23 protein-coding genes and 5 tRNA genes are annotated in these 24,688 nt (G+C 62.3%); 10 read left to right on the forward strand and 18 right to left on the reverse strand.

Translation table 11 applies throughout. From position 1 onward, the window contains the following. Window positions 1–107 precede the first annotated feature (107 nt). Window positions 108–746, forward strand: a complete 639-nt coding sequence (locus ACZ6YA_RS08145) for a DUF2062 domain-containing protein (protein ID WP_465896600.1) — start codon at window positions 108–110, stop codon at window positions 744–746. Here the strand turns inward: ACZ6YA_RS08145 and ACZ6YA_RS08150 are convergent. From ACZ6YA_RS08150 to ACZ6YA_RS08160, 3 genes are all read right to left on the reverse strand, one after another. Further along, entirely contained in the window at window positions 630–1,409 is a 780-nt protein-coding gene (locus ACZ6YA_RS08150) for an ABC transporter permease (protein ID WP_403133066.1), read from the reverse strand. The two genes, ACZ6YA_RS08145 and ACZ6YA_RS08150, sit on opposite strands and share 117 nt — an antisense overlap. After that, complete coding sequence (locus ACZ6YA_RS08155) at window positions 1,406–2,338, reverse strand: ABC transporter ATP-binding protein (protein ID WP_465896601.1); 933 nt, start codon at window positions 2,336–2,338, stop codon at window positions 1,406–1,408. The genes ACZ6YA_RS08150 and ACZ6YA_RS08155 overlap by 4 nt, the downstream gene beginning before the upstream one ends. 157 nt (window positions 2,339–2,495) lie before the next feature. Next, window positions 2,496–3,119: a glutathione S-transferase gene (locus ACZ6YA_RS08160; RefSeq protein WP_465896602.1), complete on the reverse strand. Its 624-nt coding sequence runs from the start codon at window positions 3,117–3,119 to the stop codon at window positions 2,496–2,498. 286 nt (window positions 3,120–3,405) lie between these two features. Here ACZ6YA_RS08160 and ACZ6YA_RS08165 point away from each other — a divergent pair, with 286 nt between their 5' ends. Next, window positions 3,406–5,853, forward strand: coding sequence for an acyl-CoA dehydrogenase (locus ACZ6YA_RS08165; protein ID WP_465896603.1), 2,448 nt, complete (start codon window positions 3,406–3,408; stop codon window positions 5,851–5,853). Window positions 5,854–5,932: 79 nt separating this feature from the next. Continuing rightward, a complete protein-coding gene (locus ACZ6YA_RS08170) occupies window positions 5,933–6,343 on the forward strand; it encodes a PA2817 family protein (protein WP_465896604.1) in 411 nt (136 codons plus the stop codon). Between the two features lie 109 nt (window positions 6,344–6,452). Here the strand turns inward: ACZ6YA_RS08170 and ACZ6YA_RS08175 are convergent. The 5 genes from ACZ6YA_RS08175 to ACZ6YA_RS08195 all read right to left on the reverse strand — a co-directional run bounded on the left by ACZ6YA_RS08175 (window position 6,453) and on the right by ACZ6YA_RS08195 (window position 7,013). Continuing rightward, window positions 6,453–6,528: transfer RNA gene (locus ACZ6YA_RS08175), tRNA-Gly, on the reverse strand. Window positions 6,529–6,613: 85 nt separating this feature from the next. Beyond that, window positions 6,614–6,689: transfer RNA gene (locus ACZ6YA_RS08180), tRNA-Gly, on the reverse strand. A gap of 3 nt (window positions 6,690–6,692) precedes the next feature. Beyond that, a tRNA-Glu gene (locus tag ACZ6YA_RS08185) sits at window positions 6,693–6,768 on the reverse strand. A 91-nt stretch (window positions 6,769–6,859) separates the two neighbouring features. Continuing rightward, window positions 6,860–6,935, reverse strand: a tRNA-Gly gene (locus ACZ6YA_RS08190). Between the two features lie 2 nt (window positions 6,936–6,937). Further along, window positions 6,938–7,013, reverse strand: a tRNA-Glu gene (locus tag ACZ6YA_RS08195). Between the two features lie 351 nt (window positions 7,014–7,364). On the opposite strand from ACZ6YA_RS08195, the gene ACZ6YA_RS08200 reads away from it, so the two are divergent. After that, window positions 7,365–8,132, forward strand: coding sequence for a hypothetical protein (locus ACZ6YA_RS08200; protein ID WP_465896605.1), 768 nt, complete (start codon window positions 7,365–7,367; stop codon window positions 8,130–8,132). A gap of 42 nt (window positions 8,133–8,174) precedes the next feature. On the opposite strand, the gene ACZ6YA_RS08205 is transcribed toward ACZ6YA_RS08200, so the two are convergent. Together ACZ6YA_RS08205 and ACZ6YA_RS08210 are read right to left on the reverse strand one after the other, a co-directional pair. Then, window positions 8,175–8,657, reverse strand: coding sequence for a GAF domain-containing protein (locus ACZ6YA_RS08205; protein ID WP_465896606.1), 483 nt, complete (start codon window positions 8,655–8,657; stop codon window positions 8,175–8,177). Beyond that, window positions 8,658–9,545 (reverse strand): ATP-binding protein, encoded by an 888-nt coding sequence (locus ACZ6YA_RS08210; protein ID WP_465896607.1) that lies wholly within the window; start codon window positions 9,543–9,545, stop codon window positions 8,658–8,660. It lies immediately after the preceding gene. 76 nt (window positions 9,546–9,621) lie between these two features. Between ACZ6YA_RS08210 and ACZ6YA_RS08215 the strand changes: the two genes are divergently transcribed. After that, a complete protein-coding gene (locus tag ACZ6YA_RS08215; protein ID WP_465896608.1) occupies window positions 9,622–11,979 on the forward strand; it encodes a hybrid sensor histidine kinase/response regulator in 2,358 nt (785 codons plus the stop codon). Here ACZ6YA_RS08215 and ACZ6YA_RS08220 read toward each other — a convergent pair. Continuing rightward, on the reverse strand, window positions 11,969–12,457 hold the full coding sequence (locus ACZ6YA_RS08220; RefSeq protein WP_465896609.1) for a glutathione peroxidase: 489 nt from the start codon (window positions 12,455–12,457) through the stop codon (window positions 11,969–11,971). The two genes, ACZ6YA_RS08215 and ACZ6YA_RS08220, sit on opposite strands and share 11 nt — an antisense overlap. A gap of 1 nt (window position 12,458) precedes the next feature. Then, the gene (gene msrB / locus ACZ6YA_RS08225) at window positions 12,459–12,860 is read right to left on the reverse strand and encodes a peptide-methionine (R)-S-oxide reductase MsrB (protein WP_465896610.1); all 402 of its coding nucleotides are present in this window, start codon (window positions 12,858–12,860) and stop codon (window positions 12,459–12,461) included. Between the two features lie 179 nt (window positions 12,861–13,039). Between msrB and ACZ6YA_RS08230 the strand changes: the two genes are divergently transcribed. Both ACZ6YA_RS08230 and htpX read left to right on the forward strand, forming a co-directional pair. Then, a complete protein-coding gene (locus ACZ6YA_RS08230; protein WP_465896611.1) occupies window positions 13,040–14,251 on the forward strand; it encodes a pyridoxal phosphate-dependent aminotransferase in 1,212 nt (403 codons plus the stop codon). Window positions 14,252–14,464: 213 nt separating this feature from the next. Beyond that, window positions 14,465–15,352, forward strand: a complete 888-nt coding sequence (gene htpX, locus ACZ6YA_RS08235) for a protease HtpX (RefSeq protein ID WP_400658974.1) — start codon at window positions 14,465–14,467, stop codon at window positions 15,350–15,352. A gap of 54 nt (window positions 15,353–15,406) precedes the next feature. Here htpX and ACZ6YA_RS08240 read toward each other — a convergent pair whose 3' ends face one another. Next, window positions 15,407–16,057: a thiopurine S-methyltransferase gene (locus ACZ6YA_RS08240; RefSeq protein WP_465896612.1), complete on the reverse strand. Its 651-nt coding sequence runs from the start codon at window positions 16,055–16,057 to the stop codon at window positions 15,407–15,409. A gap of 102 nt (window positions 16,058–16,159) precedes the next feature. Here ACZ6YA_RS08240 and ACZ6YA_RS08245 point away from each other — a divergent pair, with 102 nt between their 5' ends. Further along, window positions 16,160–16,927, forward strand: coding sequence for a DODA-type extradiol aromatic ring-opening family dioxygenase (locus ACZ6YA_RS08245; protein WP_465896613.1), 768 nt, complete (start codon window positions 16,160–16,162; stop codon window positions 16,925–16,927). A 141-nt stretch (window positions 16,928–17,068) separates the two neighbouring features. On the opposite strand, the gene ACZ6YA_RS08250 is transcribed toward ACZ6YA_RS08245, so the two are convergent. Both ACZ6YA_RS08250 and ACZ6YA_RS08255 read right to left on the reverse strand, forming a co-directional pair. Next, window positions 17,069–18,748, reverse strand: coding sequence for a DEAD/DEAH box helicase (locus tag ACZ6YA_RS08250; protein ID WP_465896614.1), 1,680 nt, complete (start codon window positions 18,746–18,748; stop codon window positions 17,069–17,071). Between the two features lie 412 nt (window positions 18,749–19,160). Next, a complete protein-coding gene (locus tag ACZ6YA_RS08255) occupies window positions 19,161–19,916 on the reverse strand; it encodes a spermidine synthase (RefSeq protein ID WP_465896615.1) in 756 nt (251 codons plus the stop codon). Window positions 19,917–20,033: 117 nt separating this feature from the next. Between ACZ6YA_RS08255 and ACZ6YA_RS08260 the strand changes: the two genes are divergently transcribed. Continuing rightward, complete coding sequence (locus ACZ6YA_RS08260) at window positions 20,034–21,380, forward strand: class II 3-deoxy-7-phosphoheptulonate synthase (RefSeq protein WP_465896616.1); 1,347 nt, start codon at window positions 20,034–20,036, stop codon at window positions 21,378–21,380. On the opposite strand, the gene ACZ6YA_RS08265 is transcribed toward ACZ6YA_RS08260, so the two are convergent. Further along, a complete protein-coding gene (locus tag ACZ6YA_RS08265; protein ID WP_465896617.1) occupies window positions 21,361–22,581 on the reverse strand; it encodes a winged helix-turn-helix domain-containing protein in 1,221 nt (406 codons plus the stop codon). The genes ACZ6YA_RS08260 and ACZ6YA_RS08265 overlap by 20 nt on opposite strands. Before the next feature lie 118 nt (window positions 22,582–22,699). Further along, window positions 22,700–22,918: a DUF1127 domain-containing protein gene (locus ACZ6YA_RS08270; RefSeq protein ID WP_465896618.1), complete on the reverse strand. Its 219-nt coding sequence runs from the start codon at window positions 22,916–22,918 to the stop codon at window positions 22,700–22,702. A gap of 96 nt (window positions 22,919–23,014) precedes the next feature. Between ACZ6YA_RS08270 and ACZ6YA_RS08275 the strand changes: the two genes are divergently transcribed. Next, entirely contained in the window at window positions 23,015–23,866 is an 852-nt protein-coding gene (locus ACZ6YA_RS08275) for a LysR substrate-binding domain-containing protein (RefSeq protein ID WP_465896619.1), read from the forward strand. A 4-nt stretch (window positions 23,867–23,870) separates the two neighbouring features. Here ACZ6YA_RS08275 and ACZ6YA_RS08280 read toward each other — a convergent pair whose 3' ends face one another. Further along, window positions 23,871–24,620: a sulfite exporter TauE/SafE family protein gene (locus tag ACZ6YA_RS08280; RefSeq protein ID WP_465896620.1), complete on the reverse strand. Its 750-nt coding sequence runs from the start codon at window positions 24,618–24,620 to the stop codon at window positions 23,871–23,873. Window positions 24,621–24,688: the final 68 nt, after the last annotated feature.

Genomic DNA, 24,688 nt, shown 5'->3' on the forward strand with positions numbered 1-24,688 from the left:
GCATAGCTGAAAAGCCGACCAAGCTCGCTCAACAATTGTCACAAACTCTGAACAAGACCGCGATGGAATCAAGGCATACTGCCTCGATCAACGCTCCGGGAGCCTACATGCCGCGCCGCCTTTTCAAACGCTACATGCCGGACCCGACCAGCATTCGGGAACACAAGTCGCTGCGCTTTTTCGGCAAGTTGCTGCATGACCCGAACCTCTGGCACCTCAACCGCCATTCGGTGGCACGGGCCATGGGCGTGGGCCTGTTCGCGGCGCTGATTCCCATCCCCATGCAGATGCTGCTGGCGGCAGCGCTGGCGATCCCGGTGCGCGGCAACCTGCCGATCGCCGTCAGCCTGGTTTGGCTGACCAACCCGCTGACCATGCCACCGGTGTTCTTCGTCACTTACATGACCGGCGCCTGGCTGCTGCAGACACCGGCCCGCACGCTACCCGAGAACCTTACGTTCGAATGGATCACCGACCAGCTGTCGACCGTCTGGCAACCCTTTTTGCTGGGCTCGGTGGTGTGCGGGGTTGTGCTGGGCATCGTCGCCTACTTCACCACCCTGCTGTACTGGCGCTGGTGGATTGGCCGGCAATGGCGCCGGCGCAAGCTCAAATGTTCAGCAAAGGTTTCAGGCACGCATGCCGCGACCGCTGACCAGCAGGCGAACGCACAGCGTGTAGAGGACGGCCGTGGCGACCAGCATGAAGGTGATCGCCGTACCAATGCTGATGTCCGACACCCCTAGAATGCCGTAGCGGAACGAGTTGACCATGTGCAGCACCGGGTTGGCCAGCGACACGGTCTGCCAGAACGGCGGCAGCAGGTTGATCGAGTAGAACACCCCTCCCAGGTAGGTCAGTGGCGTCAGCACGAAGGTCGGGATGATCGAGATATCGTCGAAGTTGCGTGCGAACACGGCATTGACGAAGCCCAACAGCGAGAAGATGGTCGCGGTCAGCAGCACGACGATGACCGTCACGCCCAGGTGGTGCACCTGCAGGTGGGTGAAGAACAGCGACAGCAAGGTCACGATCACACCCACCGCCAGGCCACGCAGCACGCCACCCAGCACATAACCGACGAGAATGATGTGCGGCGACACCGGCGACACCATCAGTTCCTCGATCGAACGCTGGAACTTACTGCCAAAGAAGCTCGATACCACGTTGCCATAAGAGTTGGTGATCACCGACATCATGATCAGCCCAGGGACGATGTACTCCATGTAGGTGAAGCCACCCATGTCGCCAATCTGCCGGCCGATCAGGTTACCGAAGATGACGAAGTACAGGACCATGGTGATGGCCGGTGGTAGCAGGGTCTGCGGCCAGATCCGCAAGAAACGCCGCACTTCGCGGTAGACGATGGTATTCAAGGCGACCCAGTTGGTGCGCAGTTCCACACTCATACGGCCACCTTCGACAGGTTCTTTTCCACCAGAGACACGAACAGCTCCTCAAGTCGGTTGGTCTTGTTGCGCAGGCTCTGCACCTCGATGCTCTGCAGGGCCAGTTGGCCGAACAACGCGGTGATGCCAATGTCCTTGTCCACCTGCACTTCCAGGGTGTGCGGGGTGATCAGCCGGCAAGGATAGCCCTGCAATACCGGCGCGGCAGGCAGGTCCTGCTTGAGGTCAAGGACGAAGGTTTCGACATGCAGCTTGCCCAGCAGCTTGCGCATGCTGGTGTTCTCGACGATGGTGCCGTGGTCGATGATGCCGATGTTACGGCACAGCTGCTCGGCCTCTTCGAGGTAGTGCGTGGTGAGAATGATGGTGATGCCCTTCTGGTTCAGCTCGGTGAGGAAACTCCACATCGAGCGGCGCAGTTCGATGTCCACACCGGCGGTTGGCTCATCGAGAATCAGCAGACGCGGCTCGTGGATCAACGCTCGGGCAATCATCAGCCGGCGCTTCATGCCGCCGGACAACGAGCGCGACTGCACGTCACGCTTGTCCCACAAGCCCAGCTGGGTCAGGTACTGCTCGGCGCGCTCCTTGGCAAGCTTCGGCGGGATGCCGTAATAGCCGGCCTGGGTCACGACGATGTCGAAGGTTTTTTCGAACTGATTGAAATTGAATTCCTGCGGCACCACGCCCAGGCAGCGCTTGAGCGCCGAAGGTTCGCGGTCGAGGTCATGGCCGAACACATTCACCGTGCCGCTGGTCTTGTTGACCAGGGTCGAGAGAATGCCGATGGTGGTGGATTTACCGGCGCCGTTGGGGCCGAGCAAGGCAAAGAAGTCGCCTTCGGCAACATCGAGATCGATGCCTTTAAGGGCCTGGAAGCCGTTGCCGTAGGTCTTGGTCAACTGTCGAATGGACAGGGCAGAACTCATAGCGGGTCACTTACCGAAGAAAAAGGTGCAGGACACGCCAGGGCAAGGTCACTGGCGCAGTGAGTGCGGCCAATGGTGCAAGGCCCGGCCGCACAAGTACAGTCATGTGTATTGATAGTGGCTATTAACGAGGGTTCGAAAATAGCCAGAACGTCGCTCAGGTCAGTGCGGTCATCACCGCCGCCTGATAGGCCGGGCGCGCCTTGAGGCGCTCATACCAGGCTTCCAGGTGATGCATGGCCGGGCGTTCGATGGGCATCTCGAACCAGGCATAGACGAAGCTGCCCAATGGGATGTCGCCCATGCCGATCTGGTCACCGGAAAGGTACGGTTGCTGCGCCAGGGTTTCATCGGCGATCGCCAGCAACTGCGCGCACTGCTTGTGCGCGGCGTTGATCGCGACCCAGTCGCGCTGGTCTTCAGGTGTGCGCAGCAAACCCCAGAACAAAGGGCGGAATGGGGTGGCGAAGGACGAGGTGGTCCAGTCCATCCATTTGTCGGCAAGGGCACGCTGGCGCGGGTCATCGAGGTACCACCCTTGTTCCTGGCCGTACTCTGCGCAGAGGTAGCGGACGATGGCGTTGGATTCCCACAGGGTCAGGTCACCATCCTCGAGCATCGGCACCAACCCGTTAGGATTACGCGCGCGATAGTGCGGCTCGTTGACCACGCCGAAGGCGCCACCGGCGTCGATGGATTCGAAATCAAGGCCCAGTTCTTGGGCGATCCACAGTGCCTTGCGCACATTGCTCGAATTCTTGCGGCCCCAGATCTTCAGCATGGCAACGTCCTTATGAAATGCATAGGCAGCACAGTCTACTCCAGACCTTTGCCGTCTGTACCGGCCTCTTCGCGGGGCAAGCCCGCTCCCACGAGTTCTCCTCGTACCCTGAGAACAACAGTGAGCCTGTGGGAGCGGGCTTGCCCCGCGAAGCGGCCGGTGCAGGCAAACAATGGCCTGAAACTCTTGCCGCCACACCATGTCACTGTTCTGACAATGCTGTTCAATGCGTTGCGTCTACGCTGTGTGGGACGGCTCAAGCCCCTGGTTCCAAGGAGGACCGATTATGTTGCTGTTGTGGTTGGTGGTGCTGGTGATCCTTGCTGCGTACCTCACGCACCGGCGCCTGGCGCCTTTGCAGATACTGGCCATGCTGGCAGGTTACGTGGTGCTGATGGGGATTTTCAGCAGCGCCCCCGGCTGGCTGCTGGCCCTGATCTGGGTCGTGCTGGCGCTCAAGGTAGCCCTGGTGGCGCTGCCGGAATGGCGGCGCAAAGTGTTCACCGGCCCGGTGTTCAAATGGTTCCAGCGCACGCTGCCGCCGATGTCGCAAACCGAGCGCGAGGCGATTGATGCCGGCACCGTGTGGTGGGATGGCGAACTGTTCAGCGGTCGCCCAGACTGGCACACGCTGCTCGACTACCCGGCGCCCAAGCTCACTGACGAAGAGCAGGCCTTCATCGACGGACCCACAGAAGAATTGTGCGCCATGGTCAGCGACTGGCAGATCGGCCAGGACCTGGACCTGCCCCCCAAAGCCTGGGCGCATATCAAGTCGCACGGCTTCTTCGCCCTGATCATCCCCAAGGAATATGGCGGCAAAGGGTTCTCCGCCTACGCCCACTCGCAGGTGGCGATGAAGCTGGCTACGCGCAGCGGCGACCTGGCCTCCACCGTGATGGTGCCCAACTCGCTTGGCCCGGCCGAACTGTTGCTGCACTACGGCACCGACGAACAACGCAACCACTATCTGCCGCGCCTGGCCCGCGGCGATGACATCCCCTGCTTCGCCCTGACCGGGCCGCTGGCCGGCTCCGACGCCGGGGCGATGCCCGACACCGGAGTCGTCTGCAAAGGCCAGTGGAACGGCGAAGAAGTCATCGGCCTGCGTCTGAACTGGGAAAAGCGCTACATCACCCTGGGTCCGGTCGCTACCCTGCTGGGCCTGGCCTTCAAGGCTTATGACCCAGAGCATCTGCTGGGTGACGAAGAAGAATTGGGCATCAGCCTGGCGCTGATCCCCACCGATACCCCCGGGGTGGAAATCGGCAAGCGCCATCTACCTCTAGGCGCGGCGTTCATGAACGGCCCCAACAGCGGCAAGGACGTGTTCGTGCCGCTGGACTTCCTGATCGGCGGCCAGGCCATGCTCGGCAAGGGCTGGATGATGCTGATGAACTGCCTGTCGGTGGGCCGCTCCATTTCCCTGCCCGCCGTCGGCACCGGCGCTGCCAAATACACCAGCCTGGTCACCGGCCAGTACGCCAACATCCGCGAGCAGTTCAACGTACCGCTGGCCGCCTTCGAGGGCATCCAGGAATCGTTGGCGCGCATTGGCGGTAACGCCTGGCTGATGGACAGCGCCCGCCTGTTGACCGCTAAAGCCGTGGACCTGGGAGAAAAGCCTTCGGTGCTGTCGGCGATCCTCAAGTACCACCTGACCGAGCGCGGCCGCGAGTGCATCCAGCACGCCATGGACGTGCATGGCGGCAAGGGCATCATCATGGGCCCGAACAACTACCTGGGGCGCAACTGGCAAGGGGCGCCGATCTTCATTACGGTCGAGGGCGCCAACATCCTCTCGCGCAACCTGATGATCTTTGGCCAGGGCGCGATCCGCTGCCACCCGTTCGTGCTCAAGGAAATGGCCCTGGCCGGGCGAGAGGACCATGACCAGGCACTGAAGGAGTTCGATGACCTGCTGATGAAGCACATCATGTTCGCTGCCGGCAATGCCGCCAGTACGTTCGCGTACGGCCTGGGGCTCGGCCATCTGGAGAAAGTACCTGGTGATGCCCTGAGCCAAGGCTACTTCCGCGCCCTCAACCGCCAAGCAGCGGCCTTTGCCCTGCTGGCGGACCTGTCGATGATGCTGCTCGGTGGCGCCCTCAAGCGCCGCGAGCGGCTGAGCGCGCGCCTGGGGGATGTGCTGAGCTACCTGTACCTGTCCTCTGCCGCGCTCAAGCGCTATCACGACCTGGGTTCGCCGGAGCACATGCGGCCGCTACTGCGCTGGGCCATGGAAGAAAGCCTGGGCCAGGCTGAAAGCGCCCTGGACCGCCTGCTCGACAACTTCCCCAATCGCTTCATCGGCTGTGCCCTTCGGGTGCTGGTTTTCCCCTTTGGCCGTCGCCACACCGGGCCAAGCGATGAACTGGATGCCGAGGTAGCTGAGCTGATCGGCCGCAGCAAGGGCGACCCAGCGCTAGAGGAGTTGCTTGCCGGCTGCTACAGGCCGCAGGCCGAAGGCGATCCGGTGGCCGCCTTGCAAAGGGCGAGCGACTTGCTCGACGACGCCGTGCCGTTGCACAAAGCACTGCATCAGGCAATCAAGGAGGGCAAGGTGCAACCGGTGCCCGGGCAGTCGGCAATCGATGCCGCGGTCGAGGCCGGCGTGTTGCAGCCCGGTGAAGGCCAACGGCTGCATGAGGCGGAAACGGCACGCCGTGCGGTGATCGACGTGGATGCCTTCGACAAGGAGCAGTTGTTGGCGGAGCCGGGCAAGGTTCGCTGACGCTGGGGGCCGCTTTGCGGCCTCTTCCCCAACCCGCGTATACTCCGCGCCCGTTTCAACGACACCGAGGACCCGCCCAATGGCCAACCCCCACCTGGAATACCACCTGCAACTGCTGAGTCACCTGCGCACCATCCTGGTGGCACTGGGTGAAGCCGAGCAGGTACCGGAGGAAAGCCACGCTCTGTTCCTCGACCGCTTCGACGAGCTGCTGACCCTGCTGCCGCAAGATCCACTGCAAAGCCAGTACCTGGGCCAGGACCTGATCTGCCAGGTCATTCAGCGCTACCCACAGATCGCTCACCTGGTGCCGCGTGACCTGCTGTGGTTCTTCGCCGGTGACTGCCTGCATTTCATGCCCGATGAAGAACTGGACATGTACCAGCAGCTGGAAGAGCGCCGCTTTGAAGCCGAGCAGAATGACGAGCCGTTCGACTGGCACCTGGAAAAGCAACTGCTGAGCACGCCCCGCCAGGGCAGCACGCACTGACCTGCCTTAGCACCATGAAGTTGCGCTGAAACATGCGCAGCTTCTGCCCTGGACTCATTTCTCAGAGCAAAAAAAAACGCCACCTCCGAAGAGATGGCGTTTTCTGATTTGGAGCGGGAAACGAGACTCGAACTCGCGACCCCGACCTTGGCAAGGTCGTGCTCTACCAACTGAGCTATTCCCGCATTTGAAGCTTTACCGCTAATCGGCGTGAAGCGCCACGAGGACCTTCACCACCACTGCACCGTGCGAACGCCACAGTATTTAAACTGGAGCGGGAAACGAGACTCGAACTCGCGACCCCGACCTTGGCAAGGTCGTGCTCTACCAACTGAGCTATTCCCGCAAATGGCGTCCCCTAGGGGACTCGAACCCCTGTTACCGCCGTGAAAGGGCGGTGTCCTAGGCCACTAGACGAAGGGGACACACAACACTTTTCAGTGCACCCGATATGAACCTCACGATTCACTCTGGATTTTCTTTTCCTGCCGCGCCGTTAAGCGTTGCCGGAGAAACTGGAGCGGGAAACGAGACTCGAACTCGCGACCCCGACCTTGGCAAGGTCGTGCTCTACCAACTGAGCTATTCCCGCAATGGCGTCCCCTAGGGGACTCGAACCCCTGTTACCGCCGTGAAAGGGCGGTGTCCTAGGCCACTAGACGAAGGGGACACGCTGCTGGCATTACTGCCTGCTTTCACTCCCTGCCGCGTTTCGCTGTGTGCTTTACGCTGCAAGTGGCGCGCATTCTAGGGATGCCTCGCAGGGTCGTCAACCCCTTTGTAGAAATTTATTTAAATCAATGACTTCGGTCCATCTTGCGAGCCTCTCCGATGAGCGCCCTGGCATTGGCGTTGATTTTCTGACAGCACCTCGGCAAGCTCGGTATTGATGTGCCAGCATCCGAGCTGATTGTAGTTATAGAGCAGGTTGCCGATATAAAAAGAGATTAGCCTGCGAGGGCCTCTCGCGGGCACGCCCCCTCCTACACTGATACAAAACCTACTCAATGAGGCGTTAACGGTGACACCACTTCTGATCACACTGCTCATCGTGGCGGGTATCGCGTTACTGATCGTGATTGGCTACCTCAACAACGTGGTCGAGAACAGCAAGCTGGAACGCGCACGGCTAAAGATCGAGCTGGCCGACCGTTTGCGCCGCTGCGGCGAAATCACCGAGACCTTCCCTGGGCAGTTCATGACGCCGGCCCTCAAGCTGTTGCTGACCCGTCTGGAGCTCAACCTCAACCAGCGGCAATTGGCACTGGACAAGAACAATGCCGAACTCAAGGCACGCATCGCAGAACTCGAAGGGTTGATCGCCCAGGGCGAACGGATCCCGGTCAATAACCCGCCCAGCCCGATCCAAACCGAGGCCAAGGCCAAGGATGTGCGTTTCCTGCTTGAGGCACTGCACACCCAGATCGTCAAGGCGACCCAGGAAAACGTCCTGCAAACCAGCGAAGGCAAGTACTGGGTCAAGGAAATTCGCCACCTGCTGGTGCTGCTGCACATCGAGTTCTTCAATAACCTTGGCCAGCAAGCCCTGCAGCAGGAACAGCCGGGCCAGGCGCGCCTGGCGTTCGAGCGTGGCGTGCAGTACCTGCGCAAACAGCCCGAGCCGAAAGTGTATGAAGAACAGCTGACCTACCTTGAGAAACTCCTGGCGCGGGCCAATGCACAGGTGCTGGACCAGATGGAACCGGCCGAGAACGATCAGAATGAACTGACCGAAGGGCTCAAGACTGACGAGGACGAGACCTGGAAGAAGCGCGTGATCTACGACTGATCAGCAAAAAGAAAGGGGCCAATGACTGGCCCCTTCTTTATTTCAGCAGTCAGTCAACTCCAAGAAGACCGCCACCAAGCGTTCCAGCCCACGCTGGTCCGCCTCACTGAAGCGCGCCAGCTTCGGGCTGTCCAGGTCGAGCACACCGATCAACTTGCCCCCCTTTACCAGCGGGATCACCAGTTCGCTGTTGGACGCGCTGTCACAGGCGATGTGCCCGGGGAACGCGTGCACATCCTCGACCCGTTGGGTCTGCCGGGTGGCGGCCGCCGCGCCGCATACGCCGCGGCTGAACGGAATGCGCACACAGGCCACCTGCCCCTGGAACGGGCCGAGCACCAGCTCTTCATTGCGGTTGAGGTAGAACCCCGCCCAGTTCAGGTCGTCCACCTGGTGGTACAGGAACGCCGAGAACTGCGCGGCATTGGCGATGAAGTCACGCTCGTCGGCAAACAGTGCCTGCACTTGCGCCGCCAGCAGGTCATAGCCATCGAGGCCGGCGCCACTGGCATTGAGGTCGATCATTTACTTTTGCTCCAGCAATTGCAGCCCGACCCAGTAGCGGGCGAACTGATAGGCACAACGGCCATTACGGTTGCCGCGGCCGGTGGCCCAGCGCACGGCGAGGATGTCGAGTGCTTCGTCGCGCTGCCAGGTCAGCCCGGCAGGTTGCGCCAGCTGGCCGATCCAGTGCTCGACCACACTGAGGAAGTGCTCCTGGGTGAAGGGGTAGAACGACAGCCACAGGCCAAAACGGTCGGACAAGGCAATCTTGTCTTCCACTGCTTCGCTGGGGTGCAGCTCGCCATCGACCCGCTTCCAGTTTTCGTTGTCGCTTTCTTTCTCCGGCACCAGGTGGCGGCGGTTGGACGTGGCGTACAGCAGCACGTTGTCCGGGGCCTGCTCCAGCGAGCCGTCGAGCACGCTCTTGAGCACCCGGTAATCGCCCTCCCCGGCTTCGAACGACAGGTCGTCGCAGAACAGGATGAAGCGCTGCGGCAGCTTCTGCAGCTGCTCGACGACGCGCGGCAAGTCGGCCAGGTGATCGCGCTCGATCTCGATCAGGCGCAACCCGGCACCGGCGTGCTCGGCCAGCAAGGCCCGAACCAGGGACGATTTACCGGTGCCACGCGAGCCCCACAACAAGGCATGGTTTGCCGGCAGGCCATTGATGAACTGATGGGTGTTGCGCCCCAGTTGATCACGCTGCTTGTCGACGCCAATCAGATCGGTCAGACGAATGTCCAGGCTGACCTGCAACGGCATCAGGTAACCGGTGCGGCCATCGCGCTGCCAGCGCGCGGCCAGGGTGGTCGACCAGTCGATGTCCGAGCGTGGTGCCGGCAACAAGGGTTCGAGACGCGCCAGCACGGATTCGGCGCGTTCCAGGAAAGCATTCAAGCGAGCGTCCATGACGACTCCTAGCAGGACAGGTGAGATTTACCGCTGAATGTGTGACAGGCCCGCCAGCAGCCGGGGCTGATCGGCTATGCTTGCGCAGCGCAAGGGACGTGAAACCGGCTCGGGACTCATGGATATCAAGTTCACCAATCGCCTGTCATACAAGCAAGCCCGGTTGACAGTCCTGGTCGGCTTCATCCTGGGTACATTGCTCAGTCTCATCCAGATCGGCATCGATTATGCCAGCGAAGACGCATCCATCAACCGCGAAGTGCAGGCGCTGCTGCAAATCAGCCACAATCCGGCCTCGCGCATCGCCTACAACATCGACTCGGAACTGGCGCTGGAGCTGACCCGCGGCCTGCTGCAGTCGCCGGCAATCATCCGAGCACGGCTGATCGATAACAACGAAACCGTGCTGGCTGATGTCGAGCGCGCGCCCCTGCAAGACCGCTATCGGCCACTGAGCGACTTCCTGTTCGGCGAACAGCGTCAATTCAAGGAGCGCCTGTTCCTCACCCACATGCCCGAGGAATACCTCGGCACGCTGTACCTGGACGTCGATACCTATGCCTTTGGCAGCCGCTTCCTCGACCGCGCCGGGGTTACCCTGCTCAACGGCTTCGCCCGTAGCCTGGTGCTGACCGGCATACTCCTGGCGCTGTTCTACATGATGCTCACCAAACCGCTGGTCGACGTGATCGGCGCGCTCAGCGGCCGTGACCCGCGCCAGCCGGGGCAGACACGCCTGGAGTGCCCGCATGGCCACGAGCTGGATGAAATCGGCGTACTGGTCAAGGTCGCCAACCAGCAGTTCGTCAGCATGGCCACCGAGATCCAGCAGCGGCGCACCGCCGAGAACCGCCTGACGCAGTACCTCAACGAGCTGGAAGACATCGTTTCGGCCCGCACCGAGGAACTCAAGGCCAGCAACAGCCGCCTCAGCCAGTCCAACCAGGAACTGGTCGAAGCACGCCAGCGCGCCCTGGACATGGCCCAGGCGCGCGCGGCATTCCTGGCCAACATGAGCCATGAAATCCGCACCCCGCTCAACGGCATGCTCGGCATGATCGCACTGGCCCTGGACAGTCCGCTGGCCAGCGAGCAGCGCCAGCAACTGTCGATCGCCCACGACTCAGGCAAAGTGCTGGTGGAACTGCTCAACGATATCCTCGACCTGTCCAAGTTCGACGCCGGGCAACTTGAGCTCGAACGTATCGCCTTCGACATGGGCGCGATGGTCGAGGACACTGCCAACCTGCTGTCACAGAACGCCGCGCAAAGCGTCGAACTGACCTGCCTGATCGCCAGCGACTTTCCCAGCACGGTGCTGGGCGACCCGACCCGAGTGCGCCAGGTGGTCAGCAACCTGCTGTCCAACGCCCTCAAGTTCACCCGCTTCGGCCGCGTTGACATTCGCCTGACGCGCATCGTCGGCGGCGTGCGCCTGGAAGTGCGCGATACCGGTATCGGTATCCCCGAGGACGCCCAGGCGCGAATCTTCCAACCGTTTACCCAGGCAGGCGCCGGCATCACGCGCCAGTATGGCGGCACCGGCCTGGGCCTGGCCCTGACGCGCAACCTCTGCAAAGCCATGCAAGGCCACCTGCACATCCGCTCCGAACCCGGTTTCGGCAGCCGCTTCAGCGCAGAACTGCCGCTGACCACCCACACCGAGGCCATCCCACCTGCACATCTGCAGGGGCGAATCGTGGCGGTAAGCAACGCGGCTAGCGGCCTGTGCGAGCTGCTGCAGGACCTGCTGCCCGGCTGGGGGCTGGAATTTCAAGCGCACGACAGCGCTGCCGCACTGGATGGCCGTGCGATCGACCTGCTGATCACCGACGATCTCGACCACTTGTTCCAGCTGCGCCCAGCACTCAAAGCGCCGATCTTGCTGGTGACGGCCTACGGCAATTTCCTGCCAACGGAACAGTCAGCGCTGCTCGCGCCACTGCACCAACTGGCCCGCCCGCTGGCACGCAACGCGCTGTACCAGACGTTGCGCCGCACACTGCAAGGGCAAGCCCCCGAACATCCCCTGGCGACCCCTAGCCTGACCACCACCAACGGCCGCGCACGCATTCTGCTGGTGGAGGACAATCCGGTGAACCAGCTGGTGGCCAAGGGCATGCTGGCCAAGCTCGGTTGCCAGGTGCAACTCGCCACTCAAGGCGCCGAAGCGCTGGAGTGGCTGGAGCAGGAGGCGTTCGACATGGTGCTGATGGACTGCAACATGCCAGTAATGGACGGTTACGAAGCCAGCCGCCGCATCCGCCAGAGTGGCCGCTGGCCTGAGCTGCCGATCGTCGCCCTGACCGCCAACGCCATGCCCGAAGAGCGCGAGCGCTGCCGGGCGGCGGGCATGAACGACTACCTGGCCAAGCCGTTCCGCCGCGAAGAGCTGTTGGCACTGATCGACCACTGGGTGCCGCTCAGCGGCTGAGCAAGCGCTCGATGTCGGCCTCCAGAGCCTGGGGCTTGGTGGTCGGGGCATAACGCACGACCTTGCCACTGGCCGGGTCGACCAGGAACTTGGTGAAGTTCCACTTGATCTTCTGCGAACCCAACAGGCCCGGTGCGCGCTGCTTGAGCTCGACGAACAGTGGGTGGGTGCCGGGGCCGTTGACCTCGATCTTGCGAAACAGTGGGAAGCTCACGCCGAAGTTACGCTCGCAGAACTGCGCAATCTCGCGTGCATCACCCGGCTCCTGCTTGCCGAACTGGTTGCAGGGAAAACCCAGCACCACCAGGCCGCGCTCGCGGTAGTGCTGCCACAGTTGCTCCAGGCCCTTGTACTGTGGGGTGAAGCCACACTGGCTGGCGGTGTTGACCACCAGCAGTGCCTTGCCGGTGAAATCGCCGAGCACTTTGTGCTCGCCGCCCAGGGTCACGCAGGGGATGTCCAGCATCGATCCAGCCATCTCAGGCTCCGTCACGCGGTTGGAAGTCCAGGCACACCGAATTGATGCAGTAGCGCAGGCCAGTGGGTGGCGGGCCATCGGGGAATACGTGGCCCAGGTGCGCGTCACATTGGGCGCAGGTGACCTCGGTGCGGATCATGCCGTGGCTAGTGTCGCGAATCTCGATCATCGCGCTTGCCTCAAGGGGCGCATAGAAGCTCGGCCAACCACAGCCGGAATCGAACTTGGTGGCTGAATCGAACAGCGGCAAGCCGCAGCAGATGCAGTTGTAGATGCCCGCACGCTTTTCACTGTTGTACTTGCCGGTGAACGGCCGCTCGGTGCCCTTCAGGCGGCACACCTGGTACTGCGCCGGGTCGAGCATTTCGCGCCATTCTTCCAGGGTTTTGTCGATCTTTTGCATGTGGGGACCTCGGCAGGCTGAATTTCACCTCGCGCCGTCTTTTCCGTAGCGCGGGTGGCACGTATATTAGTTGGCTTCGTGTGCACGGGCTCCAAGTCTGGCACCCGCTTGCTGCCCTTTCAAACCTTTCGAACCTTTCGAAGGGGGCGCCAGCGCGTATTCTCAACCGGGATCACATCATGCAGTTCAGCAAATCGAACAAGCTCGCCAATGTCTGCTATGACATTCGCGGCCCAGTGCTCAAGCACGCCAAACGCCTGGAAGAGGAAGGCCATCGCATCCTCAAGCTGAACATCGGCAACCCGGCGCCGTTTGGCTTCGAAGCGCCGGACGAAATCCTCCAGGATGTGATCCGCAATCTGCCGACCGCCCAGGGCTACAGCGACTCCAAAGGCCTGTTCAGCGCGCGCAAGGCGGTGATGCAGTACTGCCAGCAGAAGGAAATCGAAGGCGTCACCATCGAGGACATCTACCTCGGTAATGGCGTCTCCGAGCTGATCGTCATGTCGATGCAGGCACTGCTCAACAACGGCGACGAGGTGCTGATCCCGGCCCCCGACTATCCACTGTGGACCGCCGCCGTGAGCCTGGCCGGCGGCAAGCCGGTGCATTACCTGTGCGACGAGCAGGCCGACTGGTTCCCCGACCTTGAAGACATCAAGGCCAAGATCACCCCGAACACCAAGGCCCTGGTGATCATCAACCCGAACAACCCCACCGGCGCCGTGTACTCCAGGGAGCTGCTCCTGGGCATGCTGGAGCTGGCGCGCCAGCACAACCTGGTGGTGTTCTCCGACGAGATCTACGACAAGATCCTCTACGACGAGGCCGTGCACATCAGCACCGCTTCACTGGCCCCGGACCTGCTGTGCCTGACCTTCAACGGCCTGTCCAAGTCGTATCGGGTGGCGGGTTTCCGCTCCGGCTGGCTGATCATCTCGGGGCCCAAGCACCACGCCCAGAGCTACATCGAAGGCATCGACATGCTGGCCAACATGCGCCTGTGCGCCAACGTACCGGCCCAGCATGCCATCCAGACCGCCCTGGGCGGCTACCAGAGCATCAACGACCTGGTGCTGCCACCGGGCCGCCTGCTGGAGCAGCGCAACCGCACCTATGAATTGCTCAACGCCATCCCGGGCGTCAGCTGCGTCAAGCCGATGGGCGCGCTGTACGCTTTCCCGCGGATCGACCCGAAAGTCTGCCCAATCCTCAACGACGAGAAATTCGCGCTGGACCTGCTGCTGTCGGAAAAACTGCTGATTGTCCAGGGCACGGCGTTCAACTGGCCGTGGCCGGACCACTTCCGTGTGGTGACCCTGCCACGGGTGGATGACCTGGAGCAGGCGATCGGGCGCATTGGCAACTTCCTGAAAGGTTATTCGCAGTAAGCCACTGCCCTGGGAGGGCGCATTGCGCCCTCCTACACACCCAGCAGAATGTTTCTTACATCCTGCAATGCTCTACCTCACAGCGCCCGCTAGATCCTCTGCCATACTCCGCCGTACACAGTTTGAAATAGTCGCCTGATTGAATCCGAGCGACCAGCCCCTTATATACCCCGCATACGCAACACACTCATCCGTCAGGAGAACGTAACAACCATGATGCGCATTCTGTTGTTTGTAGCCACCAACCTCGCGGTGGTGCTGGTTGCAAGCATTACCCTGAGCCTGTTCGGCTTCAACGGGTTCATGGCCGCCAACGGGGTCGACCTCAACCTCAGCAGTCTGCTGGTATTCTGCGCCGTGTTCGGCTTTGCCGGCTCCCTCGTTTCGCTGTTCATCTCCAAGTGGATGGCGAAGATGAGCACCGGCACCCAGATCATCTCGCAACCGCGCACCCGCCATGAACAATGGCTGCTGCAGACGGTAGAGGAGTTGTCGCGCGAGGCCGGCATCAAGATGCCCGAGGTGGGTATTTTCCCGGCCTACGAGGCCAACGCCTTTGCCACCGGCTGGAACCGCAACGACGCACTGGTCGCCGTGTCCCAGGGCCTGCTGGAGCGCTTCTCGCCCGATGAAGTGCGCGCCGTGCTGGCCCACGAGATTGGCCACGTGGCCAACGGTGACATGGTCACCTTGGCGCTGGTGCAGGGCGTGGTGAACACCTTCGTGATGTTCTTCGCCCGCATCATCGGCAACTTCGTCGACAAGGTTATCTTCAAGAATGAAGAAGGTCAGGGCATTGCCTACTACGTGGCGACCATCGTCGCCGAGCTGATCCTCGGTATCCTCGCCAGCATGATCGTCATGTGGTTCTCGCGGCGTCGCGAATACCGCGCCGACGAAGCGGGTGCACAATTGGCCGGGACTGCCGCAATGATCGGCGCCCTGCAACGTCTGCGTGTGGAGCAGGGCCTGCCGGTGCACATGCCCGACACCATGAAGGCCTTTGGCATCAATGGCGGCCTCAAGCACGGCCTGGCCGGCCTGCTGATGAGCCACCCGCCGCTGGAAGAGCGCATCGAGGCCCTGCGCCGTCGCGGCTGATCTGCCCAGGTAGAAAAAGGGCGACCCGGAGGTCGCCCTTTTTTCGTCCAGCGATTAGAAACGCACGCGATACACGCGCTCGATCACACTCTCAACGCCCGCCTGAAGGAATTTCGGGCTTTCTTCAATCACTTCTCGCTCTTCCAGCACGCTAACTTCACCAGGTGCGTAGCCTTCCCGCACTTCGCTGTCCACTACCGCGAAAGGCGGGCCATCCAGCAGGGACTGGTCATAGTCCATGGTCAACAGCAGGCCTTGGCAACCCGACGGCAGCACCTTGGCCAAATGCGCCATGTAACGCGCGCGCATCTCTGAAGGCAAGGCGATCAACGCAGCACGATCGTACAGCCCCCGACAATCGGCAACATCCTGGGCCTGCAAGGCAAAGAAATCACCACACCAGATTTCTATATCTGCACTGCGCCAAATTTCAAACGCACCCTGTTGCGAAACCTGCGCCTGCAGCCCCTGCTCGTGAAAAAAATCCTCCACCGCCCGCCGCGACAACTCCACCCCCAGTACCCGATGGTTGCGCGCCGCCAACCAGGCCATGTCCAGGCTCTTGCCACACAACGGCACCAGCACGCGGCTGCCTTCAGCCAGCGCCAGCGCTGGCCAATGCGCCAGCAGGAACGGGTTGACGTCTGCACGGTGAAAACCGATCTGATTATCGGCCCATCGCCTTTGCCAAAACGCTGGTTCCATGATCACTCCCGATTTTTAGATGGATTAAAGGGAAAACTTGGTTTGGATTTCGATCTGTAATGGGTTGAACATGATGACATCTTAATTCTCCGGACCCTAATCATGCTGCCCAGCCTGTTCATTTCCCACGGCTCACCCATGCTCGCCCTACAGCCCGGCGCCAGCGGGCCGGCACTGGCCCGGCTGGCCAATATCCTGCCCCGACCGAAAGCGATCGTGGTGGTCTCAGCGCACTGGGAAAGCCGCGAGCTACTGGTAACCAGCGCTGCGCAGCCACAGACCTGGCATGACTTCCACGGCTTCCCGCCTGCGCTGTATGCAGTGCAGTACCCGGCACCGGGCAACCCAGCGCTGGCCACAAAGGTCAGTGAATTACTCAACGCTGCCGGTCTGCCGACGCACCTGGATGCTCAGCGGCCATTCGACCACGGCGCCTGGGTGCCGCTGTCGCTGATGTACCCAGACGCGAGCATTCCAGTGATTCAGCTTTCGCTGCCCAGCCGTATGGGGCCGGCGCTGCAGTTGAAGGTCGGCCAGGCACTGGCGGCGCTGCGCGAGGAGGACATTCTGCTGGTAGGGTCCGGCAGTATCACCCACAACCTGGGTGAACTCGACTGGCACGCTGGGCCGGAGGTGATCAAGCCGTGGGCGCTGGCATTTCGTGATTGGGTGGTGGAAATGTTGAGGGCAGACGACCAGGCTGCATTGCTGGACTTCCAGCAGCAGGCGCCTTTTGCGGCACGCAACCACCCCAGTGATGAGCATTTCTTGCCGCTGTTCTTTGCCCTGGGAGCTGGCGGTAAGTTTGGCATCGTGCATCAGGGATTTACCCTGGGCGCGCTGGGGATGGATATCTATCGGTTCGACTGAAGGGCCCTTTCGCGGGACAAGCCCGCTCCCACAATGATTGGCACTGCTGGGCCATTGTGGGAGCGGGCTTGCCCCGCGAAGTGGCCCCCACAGGCAAAAAAAATCCCCGACCTAAGCCGGGGATTTTTCGTTACGCCAGGATCAATCCTCGCGGTAGCGACGCAGCTTCAGCTGCTTGCCAGCCACGCGGGTGTCCTTGAGCTTGGACAGCAGGCGCTCGAGGCCATCTTCCGGCAGCTCGATCAGGCTGAAGCTGTCGCGCACCTGGATGCGACCGATTGCATCACGGGCCAGGCCACCTTCGTTGAGGATCGCCCCCAGCAGGTTCTTGGCGGCGATACCATCACGGGCACCCAGGGCAGTACGGCAACGTACACGGCCTTCGGCCAGCGGCAGTGGCGCGCGACGCTCGCGGTCACCACGGTCACCACGATCGCTGCGCTCGGCACGCTCTGGGCGGTCACCGCGTGGCGCGACGCCTGGTACCAGCGGCTGCTCGCGCTCTACGGCTGCCAGGTCCAGGGCTTGGCCGTTGGTGGCCTTGCGCAGCAGGGCTGCAGACAGGGCACGCGGGCTGCAACCCAGGGCTTCGGTCAGGCGGTCGAACAGCTCGCCATGGCTGGCCTCAGCTTCGGCAACCAGCGGCTCCAGGCTCTTGGTCAGCTTCTTGATGCGCGCATCCAGCACGGCTTGAGCGTTCGGCAGACGGGCTTCGGCAACCTTCTGCCCAGTCACGCGCTCGATGACCTGCAGCATGCGGCGCTCACGCGGGGTGACCAGCAGCAGCGCACGGCCTTCACGACCGGCACGGCCGGTACGGCCGATACGGTGTACGTAAGACTCTGGGTCGTACGGCATGTCGACGTTGAACACGTGAGTGATGCGCGGTACGTCCAGGCCACGGGCAGCGACGTCGGTAGCGACGACGATGTCCAGGCGGCCATCCTTGAGCGAGTCGATGACGCGCTCACGCTGGTTCTGGGCAATGTCGCCGTTCAGCGCAGCAGCCTTGTAGCCTTTGGCTTCCAGCGCGGCGGCCAGGTCCAGGGTGGCTTGCTTGGTGCGCACGAAGGCGATCAGCGCGTCGAACTCTTCCACTTCGAGCAGACGCAGAACAGCCGGGATCTTCTGGTCGGCGTGGACCATCAGGTGGGCCTGGTCGATCGCGGTAACGGTCTGGGTCTTGCTCTGGATCTTGACGTGCTTGGGCTCACGCAGGTGACGTTCGGCGATCGAGCGGATCGACGACGGCAGGGTTGCGGAGAACAGTACGGTCTGGCGGCTGGCCGGAATGGCATCGAAGATCACTTCGAGGTCGTCCATGAAGCCCAGCTTGAGCATTTCGTCGGCTTCGTCCAGTACCAGATACTGCACGGTCGACAGGACTTTCTCGTCGCGACGCAGGTGGTCGCAGAGACGGCCCGGGGTAGCGACGACGATTTGCGCGCCGTTACGGATGGCACGCAGCTGTGGGCCCATCGGGGCACCACCGTAGACAGCCACCACGTTAACGCCAGGCATCTGCTTGGCGTAGGTTTCGAAAGCGGTAGCAACTTGCAGCGCCAACTCACGGGTTGGCGCCAGGATCAGGGCTTGCGGTTCGCGCTTGCTCACGTCGATCTTGTTGAGGATCGGCAGGGCGAAGGCAGCGGTCTTGCCGGTGCCAGTCTGCGCCTGGCCGATCATGTCGTGACCGGCGAGGATGATCGGGATCGACTGATGCTGAATAGCGGACGGCTCTTCGTAGCCTGTGGCCAGAACAGCAGCAACGATATTCGGATTGAGATCGAGAGCGGCGAATCCGCCGGTTTCCTGGGTCATGGGTCTGCCTCTAGGTGCATCCGCAAAGACCCATGCTCCAAAGCTGCACATGCCTTGAAAGACCAGAAGGTCACCCAGGCAGCTTTGGCGGCGGGGATTTGCGAAAACGATTGAAAAAGAAAAACTTGGGAAAGTCCGCCTAGCGGACGCGCAGCCGAAGCTGGACTCGGAGGATTTGCACCACCTGATTTTGAGGTCCGCTAAAAGACCGGCGCGTACTATACCCGAATTAACTGATTGCAGTGAGGAAAATTTTTACACGTCGAAGCCAGTATCGGGCCATCAGCAAACGCCAGCTGAATCGATTCCCTCAGGACCACCAAATCGTGCTTTTCGCGGGCAAGCCCGCTCCCACATGGACTGCGCACCACCTTGTGGGAGCGGGCTTGCCCGCGAACAGGGCAACGCGGTTTCAGCTAGCTGGCCGGATTACACGGATCAGCGCTTCAAGGCTATAGCCCAACCGCGGCGCCAGCGCCTCGGCCCGCGCTCGCACGCCGTCCAGGTCCAGCACCTGCTCCAGGTCCGCCGGAACCAGCAGGATCACATTGCCCTCCTTCACCGGCAGCTCCCAGTAATGGCGATGGTACAAACCGCGCAACAGCGCCGCGCCCAGCGGTCTGCCGTCGTCGCCGGCCCACTGATTGATCACCAGCCAGCCGCCAGGGTTGAGCTGCTTCTGGCAGTTCTCCAGGAAGGTCCAGGCCAAATGACCAACGCCCGGGCCGTGGTCGGTGTACAGGTCGACGAAGAGCAGGTCGGCCTTCTCCGCCGTCGGCAGCAACTCCAGGGCATCGCCGACCCGCACGTACAAGCGCGGGTCGTCGTCCAGCCCCAGATACTCCATGGCCAGGCGCGGCACATCCGGGCGCAGCTCGATGGCTTCGATGTCGTCAAGCGGCAGGAACTTCATGCACGCCTGGGTCAGGGTCCCGGCGCCCAGGCCGAGAAACAGCGCACTCTCGGGCTGAGCGTGGCACAGCGCCCCCACCAGCATGGCACGGGTATAGTCGTACTCCAGCCAGCTGGGGTCGGCAGTGAACACACAGCTCTGCTCGATGGCATCGCCGAATTCGAGGAAGCGGTAGTCGTCCACTTCATAGACGCTGATGACGCCAAAGGCATCCTCGACCCGGGCCAAAAGCACTTCTTCCCGCTCCGTCGCCATTTACCTGCCATCCGCCGTGCAAAAACGCGCATTGTCCGTCAACACCCTTGATGCAACAAGCTCAGCGCCAACTGTTACCATGACAAACAGCCTATAACCGACCATACCGAGCCTGTGATGAACCGACCGTGGAGCCCTGACAGCTGGCGTGCCCTGCCGATCCAGCAGCAACCGACCTACCCCGATGCCGCGCACCTGCTCAAGGTCGAGCAGACCCTGGCCAGCTACCCGCCGCTGGTGTTCGCCGGGGAAGCACGCGAGCTGCGCCGGCAGTTCGCCGAAGTCACCGAAGGCCGGGCCTTCCTGCTGCAGGGCGGCGACTGCGCCGAAAGCTTCGCCGAGTTCTCGGCGGCGAAGATCCGCGACACCTTCAAGGTGCTGCTGCAGATGGCCATCGTCATGACCTTCGCCGCCGGCTGCCCGGTGGTCAAGGTCGGGCGCATGGCCGGGCAGTTCGCCAAGCCACGCTCGGCAAACGACGAAACCATCGGCAACATCACCCTGCCGGCCTACCGCGGCGACATCGTCAACGGCATCGGCTTTGACGAAAAAAGCCGCATCCCCGACCCGGACCGCCTGCTGCAGGCCTACCACCAGGCCACCGCCAGCCTCAACCTGCTGCGCGCCTTCGCCCAGGGCGGCTTTGCCGACCTGCACCAGGTGCACAAGTGGAACCTGGACTTCATCGCCAATTCGGCGTTGGCCGACAAGTACCACCAATTGGCCAATCGCATCGATGAGACCCTCGCCTTCATGCGCGCCTGCGGCCTGGACAGCGCCCCGCAGTTGCGCGAAACCAGCTTTTTCACCGCCCACGAAGCGCTGCTGCTCAACTATGAAGAAGCCTTCGTGCGCCAGGACAGCCTGACCGGCGACTACTACGATTGCTCGGCGCACATGCTGTGGATCGGCGACCGCACCCGCCAGCTCGACGGTGCCCACGTGGAGTTCCTGCGTGGCGTGCACAACCCGATCGGGGTCAAGGTCGGCCCGAGCATGAACCCCGAAGAGCTGATCCGCCTGATCGACACGCTCAACCCAGCCAACGACCCCGGCCGCCTCAACCTGATCGTGCGCATGGGCGCCGGCAAGGTCGGTGAGCACCTGCCTGGGCTGATCCGCACCGTCGAGCGCGAAGGGCGCAAGGTGCTGTGGAGCTCCGACCCGATGCACGGCAACACCATCAAGGCCAGCAGCGGCTACAAGACCCGCGACTTCGCGCAGATCCTCGATGAAGTGAAACAGTTCTTCCAGGTACACCAGGCTGAGGGCAGCCACGCCGGTGGCATTCATATCGAAATGACCGGGCAGAACGTCACCGAATGCATCGGCGGCGCGCGGCCGATCACCGAAGATGCGCTGTCTGACCGCTACCACACCCACTGCGACCCACGCATGAACGCCGATCAGTCGCTGGAACTGGCCTTCCTGATCGCCGAAACCCTCAAGCAGGTGCGACGCTGAGCAACGCCTGACGCAACTGGCTGCCCGCCTGGCGCGGGCAGTTCAGTTGCACCCGCTGCAGGCCCAGCCAACTGGCCAGCTGCAGCAGGTTGACGGCCAGGGCGTGGTAACCCGCCTCGTCCAGCGGCTGTGCTTCGGTATGCACCGCATGCACGGCAAGCTGCCCTTGAGCGCGTTCGGCGCGCAGGTCGAGGCGCGCGGCAATACGTTCTTCGTACAGAAACGGCAGCACGTAGTAGCCGTATATCCGCTTGTGCGCTGGGGTGTAGAGTTCCAGACGATAGCGGAAGTCGAATAGCCGCTCGGTGCGGTTGCGCTCCCAGACCAGTGAGTCGAAGGGCGACAGCAAGGCGCTTGCCGCTATCCGTCGGGGAATGCGCGGGACACCTGCGCAGTAGCCAGGCTGCTTCCAGCCTTGCACCTCCGCAGCCTGCAAGCGGCCATCGGCAACCATCTCGTGCAGTGCCGCCCTACCCTGGCTGGGCTCCAGGCGAAAATAATCGCGCAGGTCGCGCTCGGTCGCCACGCCCAAGGCGTTGGCGGCATGCAGCATCAGCCCCTGATGGGCTTCGGCTTCGCTCGGCAGCGGCTGGTCGAGGATCGCTCGCGGCAACACCTTGTCCGGCACATCGTAAAGACGCTCGAAGCCACGCCGGCTGGCCACGGTCACTTCGCCAGCGGCGAACAGCCATTCGAGGGCGTGCTTTTCATCGCTCCAGTCCCACCAGGGGCCGGCGCGCTCCTGCCGAGTAGACAAGCTGCCGGCGCCCAATGCGCCCTGCTCGCGGACTGCAGCCAGCACCCGGGCGATCACATCCTGGCGCTCGCGACCGAATTGCGCGAGCTGGCGGTAGATGCCACGCCCATCGGCGGCGTGGGCCATGCGCCAGCGCAGCAGCGGGTAAAGCGTCATGGGCATTAGTGACGCCTCATGCCCCCAGTATTCGAACAGCTGACGTTGGCGACCTCGGCCCCAGGCGAGCTGGTCGAGCACCGAAGGCTCGTAATTGCCCAGACGAGAGAAAAGCGGCAAGTAGTGGGAACGGACCACGGCGTTGACCGAATCGATCTGCAGCACGCCCAGGCGCTGGAGCATGCGCTTGATGGCGGTCAGCGCTGGCGCAGACTGATGCTGTTTGCCAAAGCCTTGCGCAGAGAGGGCCAGGCGGCGGGCCTGGTGAGTGGACAACTTGAGCGGCAAGCCTGGTCTCCTTCTGATGCCTGTAATGGCCTCTTCGCGGGCAAGCCCGCTCCCACAGGGTCATGCGCTATTCCTGTGGGAGCGGGCTTGCCCGCGAAGAGGCCATTACAGGTGTAGCCTATTTACGCAGCGGGTCATCCCAGAAATGCCGCTCGGCCTCTTGCTGGATATCCGCCCGGCTCAACCCCAGGTCGTGCAAGGTGGCATCACTGAGGCGGGCCAGCTCTCGACGCTGGCGATACAGCTCGTACCAGCGCAGCGGACGGTCGCTGACCGCGTGCCACAGGTGGTTCAGGCTAAAGGAAGGTTGCTGGATGCTGCTGACATGACCTTTCATCGTGAAGCCCTCCGTGTTGATGGCTTCAGTCTCACGCCAGGCCTAAGATCAATCCAACGAATGTTTCTGATGCCATGCATCTCGGAGATTGATGCAATGTCCCAGTATCAAAGCCTCGATGCCGACGTACTGCGCACCTTCGTCGCCATCGCCGAGCAAGGTGGCTTCACCCGCGCCGGCGAAGTGGTCAACCGCACCCAGTCGGCGGTGAGCATGCAGATGAAACGCCTGGAGGAAGACATCCTCCAGCGCCAGCTGTTCGAACGCGACGGCCGGCAGGTTCGCCTGACCGCCGAGGGCCAGGTACTGCTCGGCTATGCGCGGCGCATCCTCAAGCTGCACGGCGAAGTGTTCAACACCCTGCGCATGCCGCACATGGTCGGGATGGTGCGCATCGGCACCCCGGACGACTACGCCATGCGTTTTCTGCCGACCATCCTGTCGAGCTTTGCCAAGGCTTACCCGCTGATCCAGGTCGAGGTGCATTGCGATTCGTCGAAACAGCTGATGCTGCGTCAAGACCTGGACCTGACCATCGTCACCCGCGAACCCGGCAACGAGATCGGCCAGTTGCTGCGCCAGGAGCGTCTGGTGTGGGCCGCTGCCGAAAGCTTCTGTCCGCAGGAACAGCGGCCCATGCCGCTGGCGCTGTTCAATACCGATTGCTTCTGCCGCGCCTGGACCTGCAATGCCCTGGAGGCCCAGGGCATCGACTACCGCATCGCCTACACCAGCCCAAGCCTGGCGGCGATTTTCGCCATCGTCACGGCGGGGCTGGCGGTGACGGCGCAGTTGCAGAGCCTGATAGGCGGGAATATCCGCATCCTCGGCGAACAGGATGGGTTGCCGCAATTACCAATGGCCAACGTGATGCTGTTGCGCAACAGCCAAAGTCAATCACCGATCACCGACTGCATGGCCGATTACATCATCGAAGGGTTCATGTAAGGGCTTAGAGCTCGAAGCCCAGCATCAGCGCACAGACCACCAGGAAGACGCAGAACATTGCACGCAGCACCTTCTCCGGCAGCGCATGGGCCAGCCGCACGCCCCAGCTGATGCTCAGTAGCCCACCGACCGCCAAGGGAACACCCACGCCCCAGTCGACACTGTGGTGCACGCCGTAGGTCAGCAAGGTTACCGTGGTGCTCGGCGCCGCCAGCGCCAGCGACAGGCCCTGCGCGACCACTTGGGTGGTACCGAACACGCTGGTCAGAATCGGCGTAGCCACCACAGCCCCGCCAACCCCGAACAAGCCGCCCATGGTCCCAGCGAAACTGCCCAGCACGCCAAGCCACGGCCAGGCATAGCGCATTTCGGCACTCGGCGGCGAAACCTTGATAAACATCCGCACGACGTTCCACACCGCCAGCGCTACCAGGAAGCCGACGAAGCCCAAACGCATGGATTGGGCATCGATGCCTACCGCCCAAATGGAACCCAACCAGGCAAACAGGAAGCTGCAGGCCGCCAGTGGCAGGGCATGCCGCAACTCGATGCGGTTTCGCTGGTGATAGCGCCACAATGCCAGCAATACGTTCGGCACCACCATCACCAGCGCCGTGCCCTGGGCCAGTTGCTGGTCGAGGCCAAACAGCACACCCAGCGCGGGGATGGCGATCAGCCCGCCACCGATCCCGAACAAGCCCCCCATAGTGCCCAAGACGGCGCCCAATCCGATATACAACAACCACTCGATCATCAGGGCCTCATCTGCCTGCGTTTGTAATGCGAGCATGCTAACGATTGCAGGCTGGCGGGGAAACGCAC

It is taken from the genome of Pseudomonas sp. NPDC090752 (assembly GCF_055584805.1).